At 75.3% G+C, this 20,896-nt stretch carries 19 protein-coding genes; 17 read left to right on the top strand and 2 right to left on the bottom strand.

Translation table 11 applies throughout. The annotated features are described in order from the left end of the window. Nucleotides 1-74 precede the first annotated feature (74 nt). From ACGFZL_RS17250 to ACGFZL_RS17235, 4 genes are all read left to right on the top strand, one after another. Nucleotides 75-998, top strand: coding sequence for a zinc-binding alcohol dehydrogenase family protein (locus ACGFZL_RS17250; protein ID WP_393692486.1), 924 nt, complete (start codon nucleotides 75-77; stop codon nucleotides 996-998). Nucleotides 999-1,200: 202 nt separating this feature from the next. Continuing rightward, complete coding sequence (locus ACGFZL_RS17245; protein ID WP_393692484.1) at nucleotides 1,201-1,548, top strand: VOC family protein; 348 nt, start codon at nucleotides 1,201-1,203, stop codon at nucleotides 1,546-1,548. 128 nt (nucleotides 1,549-1,676) lie between these two features. After that, on the top strand, nucleotides 1,677-2,456 hold the full coding sequence (locus ACGFZL_RS17240) for an aspartate/glutamate racemase family protein (RefSeq protein WP_393692482.1): 780 nt from the start codon (nucleotides 1,677-1,679) through the stop codon (nucleotides 2,454-2,456). Nucleotides 2,457-2,588: 132 nt separating this feature from the next. After that, nucleotides 2,589-4,214 carry a PucR family transcriptional regulator gene (locus ACGFZL_RS17235; RefSeq protein ID WP_393692480.1) on the top strand — a complete coding sequence of 542 codons (1,626 nt, stop codon included), beginning with the start codon at nucleotides 2,589-2,591 and terminating at the stop codon, nucleotides 4,212-4,214. A 15-nt stretch (nucleotides 4,215-4,229) separates the two neighbouring features. Here ACGFZL_RS17235 and ACGFZL_RS17230 read toward each other — a convergent pair whose 3' ends face one another. Continuing rightward, entirely contained in the window at nucleotides 4,230-4,817 is a 588-nt protein-coding gene (locus ACGFZL_RS17230; RefSeq protein ID WP_393692478.1) for an isochorismatase family protein, read from the bottom strand. A 182-nt stretch (nucleotides 4,818-4,999) separates the two neighbouring features. On the opposite strand from ACGFZL_RS17230, the gene ACGFZL_RS17225 reads away from it, so the two are divergent. The 11 genes from ACGFZL_RS17225 to menC all read left to right on the top strand — a co-directional run bounded on the left by ACGFZL_RS17225 (nucleotide 5,000) and on the right by menC (nucleotide 17,658). Next, nucleotides 5,000-6,331: a serine hydrolase domain-containing protein gene (locus tag ACGFZL_RS17225; RefSeq protein WP_393692476.1), complete on the top strand. Its 1,332-nt coding sequence runs from the start codon at nucleotides 5,000-5,002 to the stop codon at nucleotides 6,329-6,331. A 95-nt stretch (nucleotides 6,332-6,426) separates the two neighbouring features. Then, entirely contained in the window at nucleotides 6,427-7,269 is an 843-nt protein-coding gene (locus ACGFZL_RS17220; protein WP_393692474.1) for a serine hydrolase, read from the top strand. Next, nucleotides 7,266-8,171 (top strand): serine hydrolase, encoded by a 906-nt coding sequence (locus ACGFZL_RS17215; RefSeq protein WP_393692472.1) that lies wholly within the window; start codon nucleotides 7,266-7,268, stop codon nucleotides 8,169-8,171. The genes ACGFZL_RS17220 and ACGFZL_RS17215 overlap by 4 nt, the downstream gene beginning before the upstream one ends. Nucleotides 8,172-8,376: 205 nt before the next feature. Then, on the top strand, nucleotides 8,377-9,960 hold the full coding sequence (locus tag ACGFZL_RS17210; RefSeq protein WP_393692470.1) for an ABC transporter substrate-binding protein: 1,584 nt from the start codon (nucleotides 8,377-8,379) through the stop codon (nucleotides 9,958-9,960). Then, a complete protein-coding gene (locus ACGFZL_RS17205; RefSeq protein ID WP_393692468.1) occupies nucleotides 9,957-10,934 on the top strand; it encodes an ABC transporter permease in 978 nt (325 codons plus the stop codon). Before ACGFZL_RS17210 ends, ACGFZL_RS17205 begins: the two co-directional genes overlap by 4 nt. Beyond that, nucleotides 10,934-12,748 carry a dipeptide/oligopeptide/nickel ABC transporter permease/ATP-binding protein gene (locus ACGFZL_RS17200; RefSeq protein WP_393692466.1) on the top strand — a complete coding sequence of 605 codons (1,815 nt, stop codon included), beginning with the start codon at nucleotides 10,934-10,936 and terminating at the stop codon, nucleotides 12,746-12,748. Before ACGFZL_RS17205 ends, ACGFZL_RS17200 begins: the two co-directional genes overlap by 1 nt. Beyond that, nucleotides 12,745-13,431, top strand: coding sequence for an ABC transporter ATP-binding protein (locus tag ACGFZL_RS17195; protein ID WP_393692464.1), 687 nt, complete (start codon nucleotides 12,745-12,747; stop codon nucleotides 13,429-13,431). Before ACGFZL_RS17200 ends, ACGFZL_RS17195 begins: the two co-directional genes overlap by 4 nt. A gap of 23 nt (nucleotides 13,432-13,454) precedes the next feature. Continuing rightward, nucleotides 13,455-14,477 carry a dipeptidase gene (locus ACGFZL_RS17190; RefSeq protein ID WP_393692462.1) on the top strand — a complete coding sequence of 341 codons (1,023 nt, stop codon included), beginning with the start codon at nucleotides 13,455-13,457 and terminating at the stop codon, nucleotides 14,475-14,477. A 186-nt stretch (nucleotides 14,478-14,663) separates the two neighbouring features. Beyond that, entirely contained in the window at nucleotides 14,664-15,746 is a 1,083-nt protein-coding gene (locus tag ACGFZL_RS17185) for a M20/M25/M40 family metallo-hydrolase (RefSeq protein WP_393692548.1), read from the top strand. Further along, entirely contained in the window at nucleotides 15,743-16,552 is an 810-nt protein-coding gene (locus ACGFZL_RS17180; protein WP_393692460.1) for a GNAT family N-acetyltransferase, read from the top strand. Before ACGFZL_RS17185 ends, ACGFZL_RS17180 begins: the two co-directional genes overlap by 4 nt. Then, on the top strand, nucleotides 16,549-17,658 hold the full coding sequence (gene menC / locus ACGFZL_RS17175) for an o-succinylbenzoate synthase (protein WP_393692458.1): 1,110 nt from the start codon (nucleotides 16,549-16,551) through the stop codon (nucleotides 17,656-17,658). Before ACGFZL_RS17180 ends, menC begins: the two co-directional genes overlap by 4 nt. 12 nt (nucleotides 17,659-17,670) lie before the next feature. Here the strand turns inward: menC and ACGFZL_RS17170 are convergent, their stop codons facing one another. Then, entirely contained in the window at nucleotides 17,671-19,542 is a 1,872-nt protein-coding gene (locus ACGFZL_RS17170; protein WP_393692456.1) for a GAF domain-containing SpoIIE family protein phosphatase, read from the bottom strand. A 170-nt stretch (nucleotides 19,543-19,712) separates the two neighbouring features. Between ACGFZL_RS17170 and ACGFZL_RS17165 the strand changes: the two genes are divergently transcribed. Together ACGFZL_RS17165 and ACGFZL_RS17160 are read left to right on the top strand one after the other, a co-directional pair. After that, nucleotides 19,713-20,330, top strand: a complete 618-nt coding sequence (locus ACGFZL_RS17165) for a TOPRIM nucleotidyl transferase/hydrolase domain-containing protein (RefSeq protein ID WP_393692454.1) — start codon at nucleotides 19,713-19,715, stop codon at nucleotides 20,328-20,330. Between the two features lie 18 nt (nucleotides 20,331-20,348). Continuing rightward, nucleotides 20,349-20,867: a GNAT family N-acetyltransferase gene (locus ACGFZL_RS17160; RefSeq protein WP_393692452.1), complete on the top strand. Its 519-nt coding sequence runs from the start codon at nucleotides 20,349-20,351 to the stop codon at nucleotides 20,865-20,867. Nucleotides 20,868-20,896 lie beyond the last annotated feature (29 nt).

The raw sequence follows: 20,896 nt of genomic DNA, 5'->3' as shown, positions 1-20,896 counted from the left end.
CCCAACGGCTTCTGGTCTACGCTGAAAGTCGTTGGATTCACCAACGTTTCTCGCCGCTCTCTCCGGAGGTGTCCATGCGCCGTGTCCGCTATGAGGTCAATGGTGGTCCCGAGGTCCTGTTCTGCGAGGAGGTGGCCGTCCCGGAGCCCGGCCCGGGCGAGCTGCTGGTGCGCTGCGAGGCCGTCGGCGTCACGCTGCCGACCGTGCGCAAGGTGCGGGAGGCGAAGGAGCCCGCACCCCTCGGCGGCGAGGTCGCGGGCACGGTCGTCGCCGTCGGCGAGGGCGTCACCGGCTTCGCCGCGGGCGACCGGGTCACCGGGCTGTGCTTCGCCGCCGCCTATGCCGAACTGGCCCTCGTCCACGAGGCGATGGCCTCCCGCATACCCGACCGGGCGAGCTGCGTCGAGGCCGTGGCCCTCGTCCGCAGCGGCCTGGTGGCCCGGGGTGCCTACGAGGCCGGCCGGCCCCGCCCCGGGGACGCGGTCCTGGTGACGGCCGCGGCCAGCGCGACGGGTGCCCTCGCGCTCCAGTACGCGAAGGCGGGCGGGGCCTCCCGCGTGGTCGCGGCCGTCGGCAGCGCGGACAAGGCGGACTTCGTGCGGGGGCTCGGTGCCGACGAGGTCGTCGTGTATGAGGACGCGTCCTGGGGCGAGCCGGTCGACCTCGTCCTCGACGGGGTGGGCGGCGCCCTCCTCGGCCCCGCCGTGCGGGCCCTCGCGCCGCGGGGCCGGCTGGTCGCCTTCGGTTCCGGCGGCGGCTCGGTCGACGCCTACGAGTTGCTCGTCCGCAGCGCCTCGGTGACCGGCTTCCACATGGCCGCCGTCGCCCGCGACGAGCCCGAGCGGTGCGCGCGCTGGCGCGAGGAGCTGTGGGAGCTGCGCCGCGCGGGCACGCTGCGCCCCAGCGTGTTCGTCGAACTCCCGCTCGCCGAGGCGGCACAGGCCCATGGGATCATCGAGGCCCGCCGCAATCTCGGCAAGGTCGTCCTGGTGCCCTGACATCGGCGGGCCGGGCTCAGGCGTCCGGCACCCGGCTGCCGCGCCGCTCGGGAGGCGGTGCACGAGGCTGGTGCCGCGCAGCATGTCGTGCCGGATGAGGCAGTCGGCGAAGTTGCCGTCCGGCGGCACGCCGTCGACCGTCAGGGGTGGTGCCGGAGACACCGCTCGGGGTGACAATGGCCGGGTAGGCACTGGAGGTGTCATGCCGATCACCAAGGTTCTCGCCGTCGCCCCCGTCCGTGATCTGGACGCCGCGATCACCTGGTACACGTCGCTGCTGGGCCGCGGGCCCGACGCCCGGCCCATGGACAGCCTTGCCGACTGGCACGTGAACGAGGGCGCGTGGGTGCAGGTCTTCCACGACCCCGGCCGGGCGGGGCACACCGCGCTCAACTTCGCCGTCGAGGACCTGGCGGCGGAGCGGACCGTCCTCGCCGGGCGCGGGATCGGACTGGGCGAGGAGGTCGTCACCGACAAGGGGGCGCGGCTCGCCTCCGTGGACGACCCGTCCGGGAACACGGTCACGTTGATCGAGAACCCTTCCGTCTGACCGCTCCTGAGCGGACCTCTCCCGTGGCGCCCGCCCGCCGCGCATCCGTTCCCCCGGCCCGTTCCGGAGCCCCGATCCGGTGCGCCGCGACGAAGCACGCGTGTGGAGATACGGGTCAGGATCGGGGCATGTTCCCGTTTCCCGGAGCGCCCCTGTCGAGCGCGGCGAGACGCGCGCGTCCCACTCTCGGCGTGCTGGGCGGCATGGGGCCGCTGGCCACCGCCGACTTCTACCAGCGGCTCGTCGCCCGTACCCCGGCCGACGCGGACCAGCGGCACCTGCCGGTGGTCATCTGGGCCGACCCCGCCGTGCCCGACCGGACCGCCGCGCTCCTCGGGCACGGCCCCTCCCCCGTGCCGGCCCTGGTCGAGGGCGCTCGCTGGCTGCGGCGGGCCGGGGTCACCTGCGTCGCCGTGCCCTGCAACACGGCGCACGCCTACGTGGAGCAGGTGGCGAGGGCGGCCGGCGTGGAGGTGCTGGACATGGTCGCAGCGGCGCTGACGGCCGCCGTCGGCACGGTGCCCGGGGCGGCCCGGGTCGGCGTGCTCGCCACCCGGGGGACGCGGCTGGCCGGGCTCTACGAGCGGGCCGGCGCCCGGCTGGGCGCGGAGGTGGTGCAGGTGCCCGACCACGTCCAGCGCGAGCTCGTCGACCCGGCGATCCGCGCGGTCAAGGCGGGGGCGGACCGGGCGGAACCGGCGCGGTGGATCGCGGCGGCGGCCGGGGCGCTCGCGGAGCGGGGCGCGCAGGCGGTGATCGCGGCCTGCACGGAGATCCCGCTGATCAGCGCGCCGGCCGCGCGGGTCCTGCCGCTGGTCGACTCCACCGACGCCCTGGTGGACGCGGCGCTCCTGCGGCTGCGGGGCCCGGACGCGCGGGCGACGGCGGCGCCGGCGCCGCCGCTCTGAGGTACGGATCGGCGTCCCGCTGACGTACGGAGCGGCTTCGTCCTGGCGTACGGAGCGGCTCGCGTACCCTCGTACCCCGGTACGAAGTGGTGGCGAACCGGACGGTCCTAACCTGCGGAGATGATCAGGCACATGTCGACGCAGCCCGCCAGAAGCCTGGGCCGGGTCCTGGAGGACCTGGGCTCCACGCTCCTCGACCTGCTGCACGGCGACGCGCTCGCGGTGACCGAGATCGGCGGCGTCGGCATCCACGACCCGCACGACGCCCAGCACTACCCGCCGCGGGCCATCGTGCTCGGCGTCGGCGTCCACGGGGCGCCGGCCGTCGCCGAGCTGCTGCGCGGTCTGCGCGGCCACCGCGCCGCCGCCCTGGTGGTGCGCGGCCCGGTCGAGGACGCGGACGGGCTGGCGGACGTCGTCGCCGAGACCGGTGTCGCCCTGCTGGCGCTGACCCGGGGCGCCTCCTGGGCGCAGCTGGCGGCGATGCTGCGCACCCTGCTCGCCGAGGGCGACGTCGGCGAGGCCGGGGCGGACACGCTCGGCGGCGTGCCGTCCGGCGACCTGTTCGCCCTGGCCAACGCCATCGCCACACTGCTCGACGCGCCGGTGACCATCGAGGACCGGCGCTCGAGGATCCTCGCCTTCTCCGGCCGGCAGGACGAGGCGGACGCCGCCCGGGTGGAGAGCATCCTCGCCCGGCAGGTGCCCGAACGGTATCTGCGACGGCACGAGGAGGACGGCGTCTTCCGGCGGCTCTACCAGGGCGACGGCCTGGTGCACGTCCCCGCGCCGTCCTTCGGCGACGAGGTCGCGCTGCCCAGGGTCGCGGTCGCCGTCCGCGCCGGTGACGAGTTCCTGGGCTCGGTGTGGGCGGCGCTGCGCGAACCGCTGACCGCGGAGCGGGAGCGGGCGTTCCTGGAGGCCGCCAAGCTGGCCGCCCTGCACATGCTGCGCTTCCGGGCGGGCACCGACGCGGAGAACCGGCTGCGCGCCGACCTGGTGGCGACGGCGCTGGAGGGTGGCGCCGGGGCCGTGGCGGCGCTGGGCCGCCTGGGGCTGGCCGGCGAATCGGCGCTCGTCCTGGCCATGGGCCTGACCGGGGGCCGGGACGAGGACCACGCCCATGTCACCGCCGAGCGCCAGCGCCTGGCCGGCGCGCTCGCCGTGCACCTGACGGCCGTACAGCCGAGGTCGGCGGTGGCGTTGCTCGGCGACGTGGCGTACGGACTGTTCCCGGTCGCCGGCGACACGGCGCAGGCGCGGGAGCGGGCCGCGCAGGTCGCCTCGAACTTCCTGCTGCGCACCGGGGAGCGGGCGGGCGCGGTCGTCGGGATCGGCTCGGTGGCCGGGGAGCCGGCCGCTCTGGCGCGCTCGCGGGCCGACGCCGACCGGGCGCTGCGGGTGCTGTTCGGCGGGCGGACGGCGCGGCGGGTCGCCTCGATCGCCGACGTGTACGTGGACGCGCTGCTGCTGGAGCTGCGGGACCTCGCGATCGCCAACCGCGACGAGGTCACCGGCCCGCTCGCCCGCCTCGCGGCCTACGACGCGCGGCACAACGCGCATCTCGTGGAGACCCTGGCCGCCTGGCTGGACGCCTTCGGGGACGTGATCGCCGCCTCGGCGAGCGTCTTCGTCCACCCGAACACCTTCCGATACCGGATCCGCCGGGTGGCCGAGGTGGGGGAGATCGACCTCCAGGATCCCTCGGCGCGGTTCGCGGCGATGCTGCAGCTGCGGCTGCTTGACCTCGGCGACTGACCGGCCCGGGGCGGGTCAGAGCCGTACGCCGGGCGGGACCCGCAGGTCGCGGTGGGTGTCGTGGAAGGTGTGGGCGGCCTCGATGGTGCGGATCCAGTCGTAGAACAGCTCCTTCGCGGACAGCGTCTCGATGCCGTGCCCGGCCAGCCGCCGCAGGCCCCGCTCGTGGGCCGGTCCCGGCGAGTAGGCGGCGTCGTCCACCACCACGACGCGCTTGCCCGCGTCGTGCAGCCGGATCGCCGAGTGGGCGACGCAGATGTCCGTCTCGATCCCGACCAGGACGGTGGTGGTGCGGCCGGTGGCCTCGATCGCGGCGGCGATGTCGGGGTTGTCCCGGACCGCGAAGGCGTTCTTGGGCAGTGTGACGGCCGAGGCGGGGAGCGCGTCGCGGATCTCCGGCACCGTGCGCCCGCTCTCGTCGGGAGCCTCCTCGGTCACCACGACCGGGACGCCCAGGCGGTCGGCGACCGAGGCGATCCACGCGATGCGGCGCACCATGTCGTCGAACCGCTGCCGGTCCACGTCGAGCCGGCGCGGGGGGTAGAAGTCGCTCTGCACGTCGATGATCACCAGCGCGGAGTCGTCCCGGTCGATCAGGGGCATCTGCGTCTCTCCTCGGGGGGTCGCGGACCAGGGTCACGTCACCCTAGGAAGCGCGTCGCGCCCACGAGTCGTCCCCCGGTCCAAGCCCCGGCCTCCGGCTTCGTCCGCCGGGACCAACCTCGCGGGGATCCGTCGTGCGTACGCTGCGGGCCACATCGGATCGAGCCCACGCGGAGGCGCCTGTGAAGGCCGGCACGGAACACTGGGCGGGCCGCCTCGCGGCGCTGGCCGACGAGGCGGGGGTGCCGGGCGCGAGCCTGGCGCTCTGGTACGGCGGTGAGCCGCACGAGTGGGCCACGGGTGTCCTGCACGCGGGCACCGGCGCGCCGGTGCGCACCGACTCGCTGTTCCAGATCGGGTCGGTCACCAAGGTCTGGACGGCCACCCAGGTCATGCTGCTGGCCGAGCGGGGACGCCTCGCGCTGGACACCCCCGTCGCCGACGTGCTGCCGGACTTCCGGGTGCGGGACCCCGAGGCCACGGCCGCCCTCACCCCGCGCCACCTGCTCACCCACACCTCGGGCATCGACGGCGACCTGTTCCTCGACACCGGCCGCGGCGACGACTGCCTGAGCGCGTACGTCCGCGCGTGCGCAGGGCTGGAGCAGACGCTCCCCGTCGGGGACGCCCACTCGTACTGCAACTCCGGCTACGTCGTCGCCGGCCGCGTGGTCGAGCACCTCACCGGCGTCACCTGGGACCGGGCGCTGCGCGAGCAGATCTGCGAACCGCTGGGCCTGACGCACACCTGGACGCTGCCGGAGGACGTGCTCAGGTTCGGCGCGGCCGTCGGGCACGACGAGGACGGCGCCGTGGTGCCGGTGTGGGGGCTGCCGCGGTCCGTCGGACCGGCCGGGTTGATCTGCGCCCGCGCCGCCGACGTGGCCGCCTTCGCTCGCGCGCACCTCACTCCCGGCGCCCTGCTCGACGATCCGGGGGCGCTGCGGCAGCCGCAGGTCACGCTTGCCAACCCCCATGGCGGCGGGCGGCAGTGGGGCCTCGGGTGGAGTCTGGACGAGTGGGACGGGCACCAGGTGCTCTCCCACACCGGCGACACCATCGGCCAGCACGCCGCGCTCTGGGTCCTGCCCGGACTCGGGACGGTCGTCGTCGCGCTGGTCAACGGCGGGCGCAGCGCGGAGTTCCAGCACCGCCTGATCACCGAACTGCTCGCGGAGCTGCACGGGGTCACCGTGCCGGCACCGCTGGCGCCGCCCGCCGGACCCGTCACCGTGGACGTCGGCGGCCTCACCGGCGTCTACGAGCGCGCGGGGTGCCGGATCCTGGTGACCGCCTCCGACGACGGGGCCGGGCTGCGGCTGCACACCCGGCCCACGGGCATGCTCGTCGGGCTCGCCCGGCCGCGGACCCTGGACCTCGTCGCCGTCGACGCCACCACCTTCGTCGGCCGTGCCGACGCCGGCTCGACGTGGGACGCGGTGGTGTTCGAGCGTCGTGCCGACGGCCGCCGCTATCTGCACCACAGCGGCCGGGCCACGCCCAAGGTCCGCTGAACAGCACACGATCGGAGCCCACCATGTGTCCCTCCCCCGCCCCTTCGCCCGGGGTCGCGGCGTCCCTCTTCGAGCCGGTCTTCGAGGAGGCGGGCGTGGCAGGATTCCTGCACGCCCGCGACATCGACACCGGCCGGGAGACCGGCCACCGGGCCGACGAGCCGGTCGTCGTCGCCTCCCTGCGCAAGATCCCCGTCGCGCTCGCCTACGCCCGCGAGGCCGCCGCCGGCCGGCTGGACCGGGCCGCGCGGCACACCGTCACCGCGGCGCACCGCGAGGGCGGCGGCGTGGGCACCGACAGCTGTCTGCACGACGTCACGATGAGCACGCGCGACCTGGCGTTCTTCATGCTCTCCATGAGCGACAACGCGGCCACCGACGCCCTGATGGAGATCCTCGGTGTCGAGCGTGTCCGCGCCCTCGTCACCGAACTCGGCTGCCCCCGGCTGCCCGTCGGGCGCTACCGCGACCTGTGGGACCCGGTCTGGGCGGAGCTGGGGATCGACGCCGGCGGCGACCTCGACGCGCAGTTGGCGGCGGTCGGCGAGGAGCGGATCCGGGGCCTGGCGATGCTCGACCCGCGCCGCTCCGCCGCCGGCACCCCGCGTCAGATCACCTCTCTGCTCACCGCGATCTGGCGGGACCGGGCCGGGCCGGCCGAAGCGTGCGCCGAGGTGCGGGAGCTGATGAGCCACCAGCTGTCGGTGCACCGTCTGGTGGCGGGCTTCGAGCCGGAGGTGCGGGTCGCGGCGAAGAACGGCGCCCTGTGGGGGATCCTCAACGAGGCCGGCGTCGTGGAGTATCCCGACGGCGGCCGGTACGCCGTGGCGGTCTTCCTGCGCACCCCTGAGCTGGAGGGCCGCGATCCCGCCGCCGACACCGCGATCGGGCGTGCGGCGCGGGCCGCGGTCGATCACCTGCGCGGTGACGCCTCGTGACCTCGCTCCGCTCCGCGCTCACCCGCCTCTTCGCCGAGGCCGGGTCCGAGGGTTTCGTCCACGTCCGCGACCTGGACACGGGCGCCGAGGCCGGCCACGGGGCCGACACCAGGGTCGTCCTGGCCTCGGTGTTCAAGATCCCCATCGCGTTGGAGTACGCCCGCCAAGCGGCCGACGGGTTCCTCGACCCCGCGGCGCGGCACACGGTGACGGCCGCCTACCGGGCCGGCGGCAGCGGCACCGACGGCTGCGCCCACGACGTGGAGATGAGCACGCGCGACCTGGCGTTCATGATGATGACGATCAGCGACAACGCCGCGACCGACCTCCTCCTGGACGTCGTCGGCGCCGACCGGGTCCGCGGGACGCTGGACGGGCTCGGCTTCGAGGGCTTCGGCGTGTCCTCCTGCCGCGACCTGGACGACACGATCCGCCGTGAACTCGGCCTCGACCCCGACCGTTCCCTCGACGACCAGTTGGCCGGCGTACCCCCGGAGCGACTCGCGGCGCTGAGCGTCGGCGACCCCGCGCGCAGCCCGTCGAGCACACCGCGCGAGGTGACCGCGCTGCTGGCCGCGCTCTGGCGCGACGAGGCCGGCCCGGCGCGGGCGTGCGCCGAGGTGCGCGGCCTCATGGGCCAACAGGTCTGGCAGCACCGCCTGGTGTCCGGATTTCCCGAGAAGGGGATACGGATCGCCGGCAAGACCGGCACGGACTTCGTCGTCCGCAACGAGGCGGGCGTCGTCGAGTACCCCGACGGGGGGCGGTACGCCGTCGGAGTGTTCCTGCGGACCGCCTCCCCGGCCGACCGGCAGCCGGCGGCGGACCGCGCGATCGGCCGGGCGGCCCGGGCGGTCGTCGACCACCTCCGCTCCCGCCAGGACGGTCTCCGCCGCTCCTGAAGATGCTCCCCGAACGCCCCGGACCGCACCCGCCGTCCGGGGCGTCCGCCTGTGCGCGTCCCCCGGCAGCGGCCCGGACACCGCCGCCATCCCGTACTCGGTGCCGGGCTCCGAATCCGGCCCCGGGAGTTCGTCGCCCCGGCTGAATCAATTCCGGCCGCCAGTGGCGAATGTGGGGCCACTCCCCCGCCTCAAGGAGCCCCTTATGAACAGAGCCCGAGCGGTCGCCGCGGGTGTCGCGGTGTCGCTGCTGGCGGCCGGCTGCGGCGGCGGTGCCGGTCAGGCCGGGTCGGCCGGCGGCGACGCCTTCAGCTTCGCGATCAAGAGCGATCCCGGACTGCTCGACCCCGCCCAGGTGCAGAACACCGCCACGTACACGGCCCTTTCGCTGGCCTACGACTCCCTGGTGAACATCGCGCCCGACGGGCGGGTCACCTCCGGCCTCGCCGAGCGCTGGCACGTCGGTCCGTCCTCCGTCACCTTCACCCTGCGCCGGGGCGTGACCTGCGCGGACGGCAGTGCGGTCACCGCGAGCACCGTCGCCGCCAACGTCGCGCACCTCACCGATCCGGCGACCAGGTCGCCCGCGTACGGCGTGGTGGTGCCCGAGGGGCTGGCCGCGAAGGCCGACGACGCGGCGGGCACAGTCACGCTCTCCACGCCCCGCCCGTTCGCGTTCATCCTCCAGAGCACCCGCTACCTGTTCGTCGTCTGCGGCGCCGGACTGAGGGACCGCTCCCTGCTGAAGGACGGCACCTCCGGCTCGGGCCCCTTCCGGCTCACCTCGGCCCTGCCCGGCCGGCGCTACACCTTCACCCGCCGCCCGGACTACACCTGGGGCCCCGACGGTGCCTCCGCCGACGATCCCGCCATGCCGGGCTCGGTCGTCCTGGAGGTCGTCGGCAGCGAGTCGACCGCGGCCAACCTGCTGCTCTCGCACCGTGTGAACGCCGCGCAGTTCGCCGGTCCGGACCGGGCACGGGTGACGGGCGTGCCCGGCCTCACCACCTCGACCGTGCCCAACGGCACCCAGGAGTTCTTCTTCCACCAGGGCGCGGGCCGCCCCGGCCACGATCCCGCCGTGCGCGGGGCCCTGCTCCAGGCGGTCGGCCTCGGCGACCTCGGCGCGATCGCCACCGGCGGCACCGGGCGGCCGCCCACCGGTCTGGTGATGCGACCACGCCCCTGCCCGGGCGACACGGTCGCCGGACACCTGCCCGCCTTCGACCGGCGGGCGGCCGAGACGGCCCTGGAGGCGGCGGGGTGGCACCGTTCCGGCGGCGGCGTCCGCCGCAAGGACGGAAAGCCGCTCGTACTCCGGATGATCTACGGCACGTCCGGCGGCGAGACGATGGCCGCCGCGGCCGAGTACCTGGCCGACGCCTGGCAGCGGGTCGGCGCCGACGTCCGCCTCCGCGCCCTGTCGGACGCCGCCTACGGCGAGGTGGAGACGGTCACCCAGGACTGGGACGTGGACTGGGCGCCGCTCGGCGTCACGCTCCCCACCCAGCTGCTCGGCACCCTTTCCGGCCCCTTCACGCCCGACGGCGGCAACTTCGCCCACCTCACCAACCGCGCCTACGAGCGGGCCACGGCCGCGGCGAGCAGGCTCCCGGGCTCGGCGGGCTGCGCCGACTGGGAGAGGTCGGAGCGCGCCCTGTTCGACAGCGGCGACCTCGTCCCCGTGGTCGACAAGACGCTGACGACCGCGGCCCACGACGCCACCTTCCGCATCACGGCGGGGCTGTTCGACCCCACCTCGATCCGGATGGGCGGAGCCGCGAAGTGACCACAGCCCGCGCCTCCAGGGTGCTTCGGCCGCTCGTCCGCCGGCTGCTCCGCCTCGTCGTCTCGCTCGCCGTCCTCGTCGTGGCGTCCTTCGCGATGATCCATCTGATCCCCGGCGATCCGCTGCGGCAGATGCTCGGCCCCACCGCCCCCAAGGACCTCGTCGACGCCCGCCGCGCCGACCTCGGCCTGGACGACCCGCTGCCCGTGCAGTTCTGGCACTACGTCAAGGACCTGTGCCGGGGCGACCTGGGCACCTCGTTCTTCTCCTCCCGGCCGGTGGCCGACATCATCGCGCAGGGGCTGCCCAACACCGTGGCCCTCGCCGTGCTCGCCACGCTCGTGGCCCTCGCCGTCGCCGTCCCGCTCGGAATGTGGTCGGCGGTGACCACCCGGCGGGGCCGGCGGCGCGGTGCCGGGACCGTCTTCACCACGGTGACCGGGGCCGCGGTCGCGGTCCCCGAGTACCTCTACGGCCTCGCCCTGCTGCTCCTCCTCGCCCTCGGCCCCGGCCTGCTCCCGCCGGCCGGCCTCACCGGCCCCGCCTCCTACGTGCTGCCGGTGACCGCGCTGTCGATCGCCCCGGCGGCGATGATCGCCCGCCTCGCCCGGGTGGAGACGCTGCGGGAGCTGGACGCCGACTACATGCGGCTGGCCCGCGCCAAGCGGCTGCCCGCCCGGCGGCTGTACGCGGTGCACCTGCTGCCGAACACCCTCACCGCGACCCTGACGGTGGCGGGCCTGCTGCTCGGCGGGCTGATCACCGGCAGCGTGCTCGTGGAGAACGTCTTCGCCTGGCCGGGGCTCGGACAGCGCACGGTCGAAGCCATCACGCAGAAGGACTACCCGGTCGCCCAGGCCATGATCCTCGTCTACGGCGCCCTCGTCCTCCTCGTCAACTTCCTCGTCGACGTGCTGCTCGGCGTGCTCGACCCGAAGTCCGCCCTGTCCGCGCCCGACCGCCAGGAGGGCTGATGCGCCGCCTGCTGAGAACCCCGGCCGGCGCGCTCGGCGCCGCCCTGATCGCCGTCATGGTCCTCCTCGCGGTCATCGGCCCGCCGCTGTGGGGCGACGCCGCCGCCCGCATCGACCCGCGGCGGATCAACGAGGGGGCCTCCGGCGCGCATCTCCTCGGCACCGACGCCCTCGGCCGGGACCTGCTGGCCCGCACCCTGGTCGCGACCCGGCTCACCCTGGGGCTGGCCCTGGTCGCCACCGCGATCGGCACCGTGGGCGGGGTCCTGCTGGGCGCCCTGCCCGCCCTGCTGCCGGGGCGGGCAGGGCGCGCGGTCGTCGCCGCCGTGGACATCCTGGTCGCCTTCCCCGCGCTGCTCCTCGCGATGTTCACGGCCGTCGTCGCGGGGCTCGGCGCCCAAGGCGCCGTGACGGGGATCGGCGTGGCGCTCGCGCCTGCCTTCGCCCGCCTCACCCACACCCTGGCCTCGTCCGTCGCGGGCGCCGACTACATCGTGGCCGCCCGCATGCTGGGGGTGCCGCGCCGCCGGATCCTGAGCCGGCACATCCTGCCCAACATCGCCGAGCCGCTGGTGCTCAACACCGCGCAGGCCATGGGAAGCGCCCTGCTCGGCCTGTCCGCGATGTCCTTCCTCGGCATGGGCGTCCAGGCGCCGGACTACGACTGGGGGCGGCTGCTCAACGAGGCGTTCGGGCACGTCTACCTCACGCCCTCGGTCGTCGTGGCGCCCGCCTCGGCGGTCGCGCTGGCGGGCCTCGGCTTCATGATGCTCGGCGACACCTTCGCCGCTGCCGCGGCCGGCCACGGCGGTCCAGTGGGCCGGGTCGCCGTGCCGGCGGTGGAGCCCGAGCGGCGGGAGCCGGTGCCGGACGCGGTCCTTGAAGTGCGGGAGCTGACCGTGGCGTTCCCCGGCGGCACGCCGGTGCGCCAGGTGTCGCTGACCGTGCGCGAGGGCGAGATCCTCGGCCTGGTCGGCGAGTCGGGCAGTGGCAAGAGCATGACCGCGGCGGCGATCGGGCGGCTCGTGCCGCACCCCGGGGCGGTCGCGAGCGCCCGCATGCTGCTGTGCGGCGTCGACGTGGACGAACTGCGGGAGGCCGAGCGCCGCGCGCTGCTCGGCGCGTCCCTGGCCATGGTCTTCCAGGACCCGTCGTCCGCCCTGAACCCCGCGCTGCGCGTCGGCGGCCAACTCGCCGAGGTGGCCGTCCTGCACGACGGCGCCACCCGGGCCGAGGCCCGTGCCCGGGCCGTCGAGCGCCTGGGGCGCGTGCACCTCGCGCGGCCTGAGCGGATCGTCGAGCAGTACCCGCACGAGCTGTCCGGCGGGATGCGCCAGCGGGCCGTCATCGCCATGGGCCTGATGGGCGCGCCCCGCCTGATCGTCGCCGACGAGCCGACCACCGCCCTGGACGTCACCGTGCAGCGGGAGGTGGTGCGGGTGCTGCGCGAGGTGGTGGACGACACCCGCGCCGGCGCCCTGTTCATCTCGCACGACATCGCCGTCGTCGGCGGCCTGTGCGACCGGGTCGCGGTGATGTACGCCGGCCGCGTGGTCGAGGAGTTGCCGGCCGGCGCCCTGCACGACGCCCGGCACCCGTACACGCGGGCGCTGATCGGCTCGCTGCCGACGATGGACACCGACCGCTCCCGGCCGCTGAGCACCATCCCGGGCCGCCAGCCCGCCCCGGGCGACGTGCCGGACGGCTGCGCCTTCGCCGAGCGGTGCGCGCTCGCCACCTCGCGCTGCGCCGTCCGCCCCGACCTCGTCGAGCGCGCCGCGGGGCACGCCGTGGCCTGCTGGGAGGCAGAGTGAACATCAGCGACGTGACCGTGCGGTACGGCTCCTTCACGGCCGTCGACGGCGTCGGCCTGGAGGTGGCCGAGGGCGGTGCCACCGGACTGGTCGGCGAGTCGGGGTCGGGCAAGTCCACCCTCGCCCGCGCCGTGGCCGGGCTCGTCCCGTACCGGGGCGCGATCACCGGGGTGGGCCGGGTCCAGATGGTCTTCCAGGACCCCTACGCCTCGCTCGACCCGCGGATGACCGTCGGCGACTCCGTGGCCGAGGGCGTCCGCGTCCCGCGCGCCGGGCGGGCGGGCGAGGTGGCGCGGCTGCTGGACCTCGTCTCGCTGCCCGCCGGCCACGCCGCCAAGTACCCCCGCGAGCTCTCCGGCGGCCAGCGGCAGCGCGTGGCCGTCGCCCGCGCGCTGGCCGCCCGCCCCGACCTGCTCATCGCGGACGAGATCACCTCCGCCCTCGACGTCTCGGTGCAGGGCGCGGTGCTCAACCTCGTCCGCGAACTGCGCGCCGAACTCGGCCTGACCCTGCTGTTCATCTCGCACGACCTGGCCGTGGTGCGCTACGTCTGCGACACCGTGGCCGTCCTGCGCCACGGGCGGCTGGTGGAGTCGGGACCCGTCCAGGACGTGATCGACGCACCCCGGCACGTGTACACCAAGGCCCTGCTGGACGCGGTCCCGCGCCTGGCGCCCCGCTGACGATCCCCCCTGAAAGGCCCCTCATGTCAACGCACCTGCACCGCCGCGCCGTCGTCGCCGACGCCCACAACGACCTGCTCATGGCCGTCGCCGCCCGGCCCCCCGAGCGCTGGGGCGGCTTCTTCCGGGAGCGCTGGCTGCCCCAACTGCTCGCGGGCGGCGTCGGCATCCAGGTCCTGCCGGTGTTCGTGGACGACCAGTACCGTCCCGAGGGGGCGCTGCGGCAGACCCTGCGCATGATCGAGTGCGCCTATGTGCTCGCCGAGGCCAACGCGGAGCGGGTCGCGCTGTGCCGCACCGGCGCCGAGATCGACGCGGCGCTGGCCGGGGGGCGGATCGCGCTGGTCCTCGCGTTGGAGAGCGCGCCCGGTGTGGACGCCTCGGTGGAGCTGTTCTCCACCCTGTACCGGCTCGGGGTGCGCATCGCGTCCATAGCCCACTGGGGGCGCACCCCGCTGGCCGACGGCAGCCGGGAGGACGCCACCGGCAGCCGACTGACCGCGCCGGGTGTGCGGGCGGTGCGGGAGATGGAACGCCTGGGCATGCTCTTCGACATCTCCCACCTCGGCGCGAGCGGTGTCGAGCACGTCCTGGAGCTGGCCACCCGGCCGCTGATCGCCACCCATTCCTCCGCCCGCGCCCTGCGCGACCACCACCGCAACCTGACCGACGACCAGATCCGCGGGGTGGCCGGCACCGGTGGCGTGGTCTGCGTGAACTTCGTGCCGGACTTCCTGACCGACGACCCGGCGAAGGTGAGCGCCGACCGGATCGTGGACCACATCGAGCACATCGCGGATGTGGCCGGGATCGAACACGTCGGCCTGGGCCCGGACTTCGTCCGCGAGGTGATCGCCGACGTCACCCCGCCCTGCTGCGAGAACCTCGACGACGAGGACCCCCTGTTCGACTTCCCCGGCCTGGAGGGTCCGGCCGGGCTGCCCCTGGTCACCGAGGCGCTGGAGCGCCGGGGCCTGCCGGAGGAGGACGTCCTGCGGGTCCTCGGCGGCAACGTGCGGCGGCTGCTGGGCGCCTGCCTGCGCTGACCGCCGCCGCGGGCGGCGGCCCGGTCGGGTCCCCCGTACGAATCCGCCGCCCGGGTTCTCACCCCGCCACGAAGCCGGACGCGACGCGCCTGCCTAGCGTGGCGCCCATCCCTCCCTTAAGGACACACCGTGCCGCATGACGACGAAGACCGCTCCGCGCGGGTGGACGCCGCCGCCCTCGACTCCCTGCTCGCCGACCTGGAGACGCTCGTGACCTGCGAGTCCTTCTCCGACGACCACGCGGCCGTGGCCCGCAGCGCCCGGGTGGTCGGGGACCTGGGCGCCCGTCTGCTCGGCGCCGCGCCCCAGATTCTGGAGGCCGGGGGTGTCAGCCATGTCCAGTGGACCTTCGGCACCCCGCGCGTCCTGCTGCTCGGCCACCACGACACCGTCTGGCCGACCGGCTCCCTCGCGACGCGCCCCTGGTCGGTGGAGGACGGCGTCGCCCGCGGCCCCGGCGTCTTCGACATGAAGGCCGGGCTGGTCCAGATGTTCCACGCGCTGGCCGCGCAGCCCTCCCTCGACGGCCTGTGCGTCCTGATCACGGGCGACGAGGAGACCGGCTCGGACACCTCGCGGCAACTCATCGAGGACCTCGCCCGCAGGTGCTCGGCGACCCTCGTCCTGGAGCCGTCGGCCCCCGGCGGGGCCCTGAAGACCGGCCGCAAGGGCGTCTCCTTCTACGACCTCACCGTCCACGGCCGCGCCGCCCACTCGGGGCTCGAACCGGAGAAGGGCGTGAACGCCGCCACCGAAGTCGCCCATCAGCTCCTGGCGTTGGCGGGCGTCGCGGACGCGGTCGCCGCCGCCACCGGGCCGGGGACGACCGTGACCCCCACCCTGCTGTCGGCCGGCACGTCCGGCAACACGGTGCCCGCCCGGGCGCAGCTGAGCGTCGACGTCCGGGTGCCCACCGCCGCGGCCCAGGACGAGGTCGACCGGCTCATCAGGGGTCTGCGGCCACGGCTCTCGGGGGCCCGGCTCCAGGTCGGCGGCGGCCCCAACCGGCCGCCCCTGGACCCGGACGCGTCGGGGAAGCTCTTCGCGCTGGCCACCGAGCAGGCGGCCCGGCTCGGCATGGGCCCGCTCGCGCAGGCCGCCGTCGGCGGGGCCTCCGACGGCAACTACACCGCCGGGGTGGGATGTCCGACACTCGACGGGCTCGGCGCGGTGGGCGACGGCGCGCACGCCGCCCACGAGCACGTCGTCACCGCCGAGATGCCCGGCCGCACCCGGCTGCTGGCCGGCCTGCTCGGGGCGCTGCGGTGAGCGCGCCGGAGATCCGCGAACTGCACACCATGGCGGAGTTCGAGGCGGTCGCCCTCCTGCACGCCGACATCTGGGGCACCGGGCCGGCCGGCGCCCCCGTCTCCGCGGAGATCATGCGGGCCCTCTCGCACGCCGGGAACTACGTGGCCGGGGCCTACGAGGACGGCAGACTCGTGGGGGCGTCCGTGGCCTTCTTCGCCGGCCCCGTGGGCACCTGCCTGCACTCGCACATCACCGGTGCCGTCGCGGGCCGCGGAGTGGGCCTCGCCCTCAAGCTGCACCAGCGGCAGTGGGCGCTCGCCCGCGGCCTGCGGCGCATCACCTGGACCTACGACCCGCTGATCCGCCGCAACGCCTACTTCAACCTCGTCAAGCTCGGTGCCCGGCCCGAGGAGTACCTGACCTCCTTCTACGGGGCCATGGACGACTCGATCAACGGCGGCGACGAGTCCGACCGGGTGCTGACCGGCTGGGACCTCACCGCGCCGCCCGCCGGAGCCGGTGCGACGCAGGGGTGCGACCTGCCGGGCGGCGCCGCGCACGGCCTGCGCGACGACGGAGGCCGGCCGGTGACCGTCGCGACGGACGCCGAGATCGTGCTCGTCGCCCTCCCTGACGACATCGAGGCCCTGCGCCGCACCGATCCCGGCGCCGCCCGGGCCTGGCGGCTGGCGCTGCGCGACACCCTGGGCGGCCTGCTCGCCGAGGGCGCCCGGGTCGTCGGCCTCCACGAGCGCCGCCACTACGTGGTGCGGCGCGCCACGACACCGACCGACCCCAACGCCGAGGAGCAGACAGCCCCATGAAGACCAAGATCTCCGGCGTCGAGCTGCGCCGCATCGCCATGCCGCTCGTCGCCCCCTTCCGGACCTCCTTCGGCGTGGAGAGCAGCCGTGACGTCCTGGTGGTCCGCGTCGTCACGCCCGACGGCGAGGGCTGGGCCGAGTGCGCGGCCATGTCCGAGCCGCGCTACTGCTCCGAGTACGTCGACGGCGCCCAGGACGTGCTGCGCAGGTTCCTGATCCCCGCGCTGTCGGGCAGCGGCCTGGACGCGGACGCGCTGGGACGGGCCGTGGAGCCGTTCACCGGGCACCGGATGGCGAAGTCGGCGCTGCAGACGGCGGTCCTCGACGCGCAGCTGCGCGCGTCCGGCGAGTCCTTCGGCTCCTTCCTGGGCGCCGCCCGCGACCGGGTGCCGTGCGGCGTCTCGGTCGGGATCATGGACACCGTCGGCGAACTGCTCGACGCCGTCGAGGGGTACGTCGCCGAGGGGTACGTCCGGATCAAGCTGAAGATCGAGCCGGGCTGGGACGTCGCGCCGGTGCGCGCGGTGCGGGAGCGGTTCGGTGACGACCTGCTGCTCCAGGTCGACGCCAACGCCGCCTACTCCCTGGCGGACGCCGGGCAGCTCGCGAAGCTGGACGACTTCGGGCTCCTCATGATCGAGCAGCCGCTGGCCAACGACGACCTGGTGCAGCACGCGCGACTGGCCGGGCGACTGCGCACACCGCTCTGCCTGGACGAGTCGATCGAGTCGGCCGCCCACGCCGCGGCGGCGATCGAGCTGGGCGCCTGCTCCGTCATCAACGTCAAACCGGCCCGGGTCGGCGGCTACCTGGAGGCGCGGCGCGTCCACGACGTCGCCCGCGCGCACGGCGTGCCCGTCTGGTGCGGCGGCATGCTGGAGACCGGCATCGGGCGCGCCGCCAACGTGGCGCTGGCGGCGCTGCCCGGCTTCACCCTGCCCGGCGACACATCCGGTTCCAGCCGGTACTTCGCGACCGACGTCACCGAACCGTTCGTCCTCCGCGAGGGACACCTCGACGTGCCCACCGGACCCGGTCTCGGCGTCGAGCCGCTGCCCGACGTCCTGGCGGAGGTCACCACCTCCCGGGAATGGATCGCGCTCTGAGCCGACGTCCTGTCAGCCGCCGACCGGGGCCGGTTTCGACACGCGGACGGCCAGCAGGGCGACGTCGTCGCCCGGGGCCGGTCCCGCGACCGTGTCGGCGAGGCCGGTGAGGAGAGTGGGCAGGTCGTCGTCGCGGTGGGCGTCCAGGTGGTCGCGCGTGCGGTCGATGAAGGCGTCCAGGTCGGTGCCGCGGTGCTCGACGAGTCCGTCGGTGTAGAAGAGGAGCACAGCGCCGGGCGGGAGGAGGCGGCGGTGCGCGGCGCGCGGGACGGAGCCGAGGGCGGGGTGCAGCAGCGGGCCGTGCTCCTCCAGACGGAGCACCGGGCCGCCGGGCTCGGCGAGCAGCGGGGGCGGGTGGCCGGCGTTGGTGAAGGTCAGCTCCCAGCCGGCCTCTCCGGCGGAGGTGCGCGGGCCCAGGTGGGCGTGGACGAGGGTGCCGCTGGAGCCGATGCCCAGTGCGTGGTTGGCGTGCTCGAGAGCCGTGACGACCTCGGCGGGGGTGGCGCCGGGGTGGTCGAGGTCCGCCTGCCGCAGCATGCTGCGCGTCTGGCCCATGAGGGTGGCGGCCTTCATGTCGTGGCCGGTGATGTCGCCGATGGTCAGGGCGAGGGTGGCCGAGCGAGGTGGCGGCTCGCCCTCGCCGGTGACCGCGGGCAGGGGGTACAGGTCGTACCAGTCGCCGCCGACCATGTCCGCCGCGGCGGCCGGCCGGTACAGGGCGGCGGCCTCGAGTCCGGCGATCCGGGGCAGCGAGGTGAGCATGGCCTGCTGCAACTGGTGGGCCACGTCGATGCGGTCCTCCACGAACACCGCCCGTTCCACGGCACGGGCGGTGTACCCGGCCAGCGCGGCGAGGACGGCCTGCTCCATGATGTCCAGCTCGTTGGGCCGCTCCCAGCCGAGGACGAGCGTCCCGAGCGGCATGACGGTGCCGGGCAGCGGGACGCAGACCAGCGTGTGCAGGCCGAGTCCGTCGAACGCGGCGACGGCCTCGGGCCCGTAGCCGGCGGCCAGTTCGTCCGGGCCGTGCACGGTGATCGTGCGGCTCTCGCGGACCGCGCGGGCCGAAGGCCGGGCGGAGTCCAGGGGGTACGTCTCGTGCCGGTGCTCCGCGAGCTCCGGCCCGGCCGGGTCCGGCAGATGGCGCAGCCGGCCCTCCTCCACCAGGGCCAGGCCGACGTGGGCGGGCTCCAGGTCGGTGCTGACCAGGTCGCGCAGCCGCTGCTGGACCTCGGCGAGGCCGGTGGTGTCGGCCAGGGCGTCCGCCGCGCGCAGCAGCAGTTGTGAGCGCTCCAGCATGCGCTGGGTCCGTTCGCGCATGCCCTCGGCCTGGTGGCGGGCCTCGGCCTCGCCCCGGCGCGCCTGCTCCCGCTGGCGCGAGACGATCCGCAGCCGCAGTTCCGCGCTGCACGCCGCCGCGAGGTCCTCCAGGTCGGCGAGTTCGCGCGCGCTCCAGTCGCGGGGCCGGCTGTCGATGGCGCACAGTGCGCCCAGCACCTGGCCGTCGGCGTCCGTCAGCGGCATGCCGAGGTATCCCTTCACGCCGAGGTCGTCGACGGCCGGGCTCGCCGCGGTCCGGGCGTCCTGACGGGTGTCGGCGACGGCCACCGCCTCCCGGCCCGTGACGACGAGCCGGCACAGCGAGTGGGTGAGCGGGGTCTGCCGCATGCTCGCCCAGGGCTCGCCGAGGCCGATCATGCCGGGGAGGATCTGCCGCGTCTCCTCCAGCAGCGAGACCAGCGCCACGGGGACGCCCAGCACGCTGGACACCAGGCGGGCGAAGCGGTCCATGCCCGGGTCGGCGGCGGCCGAGAGGCCGGTGTGGCGCAGCGCCTCCAGCCGCGACGGCTCTCCGGCCGTGTCCCGCTCGCCGCTTCCCGGCACCGCCCGCTCCCGGCTCAGCCCGATGTCCGTGGCTCCACCCTCACCAGCTTCGATGTCGGGCCACCCTAGCCCACCGGGAACGACGTCGCGCACCGCGCACGGCGGCGGCGGGGCCCGCGCGGACCGAAATGGCCTATCGGTGCGGGGGGCCAGGGGCGCACACTCCTGACATGGCTGACATGCAGGCGTTCCGGGAGGCGGTCACCGCGTGGGCGGCGGGTGGGCCCGGCGGCCCTCCGCGCGAGCTGGCCGGGCGGCTGGGGGTACGGACGGCCGTCCTCGTGGAGGGTCCGAGCGACGTGGCCGCGGTCGGCGCGCTGGCCGCGCGGCGCGGCCGGGACCTGGCGGCGGAGGGCACCTGCCTGCTGGCCATGGGCGGGGCGATGAGCGTCGGGCGGTTCACCGCGCTGCTCGGGCCGCACGGACTGGGCCTGCGCCTGGCCGGGCTGTGCGACGAGGCGGAGTGGGGGTACTACGCCCGCGGCCTGGAGCGGGTGGGCGCAGGCGCCGACGGGTTCTTCGTCTGCGCGGCGGACCTGGAGGACGAGCTGATCCGCGCGCTGGGGGTGGCGCGGGTGACGGAGCTCGTCGGGGCGGAGGGCGATCTGCGCGCCCTGGAGACCTTCCGGCACCAGCCGGCCCAGCGCGGCCGGACGGCGCACCAGCAGCTGCGGCGCTTCCTCGGCACGAAGAAGGGCCGCAAGATCCACTACGGCCGGGTGCTCGTCGAGGCGCTGGAACCCGCGCGCACGCCCGCCCCGCTCGACGGCCTGCTCGCGGGCCTCTGACCGGAAGGCCGCTCCCTCGTGTCCGACACCGTCCGCGTCCGCGCCGTGCGCCCGGCCGACCTGCCCGTGCTCCAGGACGTCGAGCGCGCCGCCGGCCGGTGGTTCCGGGACGTCGGCATGCCGGAGATCGCCGACGACGACCCGCTCACCCTCGCCGAACTCGCCCGGTACGAGGCGGCCGGCCTCGCCTGGGCGGCGGTGGACGGCACCGACAGCCCGGTCGGCTACCTGATCGCCGACCGGGTCGACGGCGGCTTCCACGTCGAGCAGGTCTCCGTGCACCCGGACAGCGCGCGGCGCGGGATCGGCCGGCTGCTCCTGGAGCACCTGGCGGTCCACGCCGCGCGCGCGGGGGCGTCCGCGCTCACGCTGACGACGTTCGCGGAGGTTCCCTGGAACGCCCCGTACTACGCGCGCTGCGGCTTCCGCGTCCTGGCCGACGGGGCGCTCACGCCGGGCCTGCGGGAGATCCGCGACCGCGAGGCCGCGCACGGCCTGGCCCGATGGCCGCGGGTCTGCATGCGCCGGACGCTGTAGTCCCCCGTCCCGCTCCGTCCGCTCCGTGA

The organism is Streptomyces sp. NPDC048182 (assembly GCF_043202555.1).
Taxonomy (GTDB): domain Bacteria; phylum Actinomycetota; class Actinomycetes; order Streptomycetales; family Streptomycetaceae; genus Streptomyces.
The sequence above is the reverse complement of the archived record's forward strand: the minus strand, read 5'-3'. Positions and strand labels throughout refer to the sequence as shown.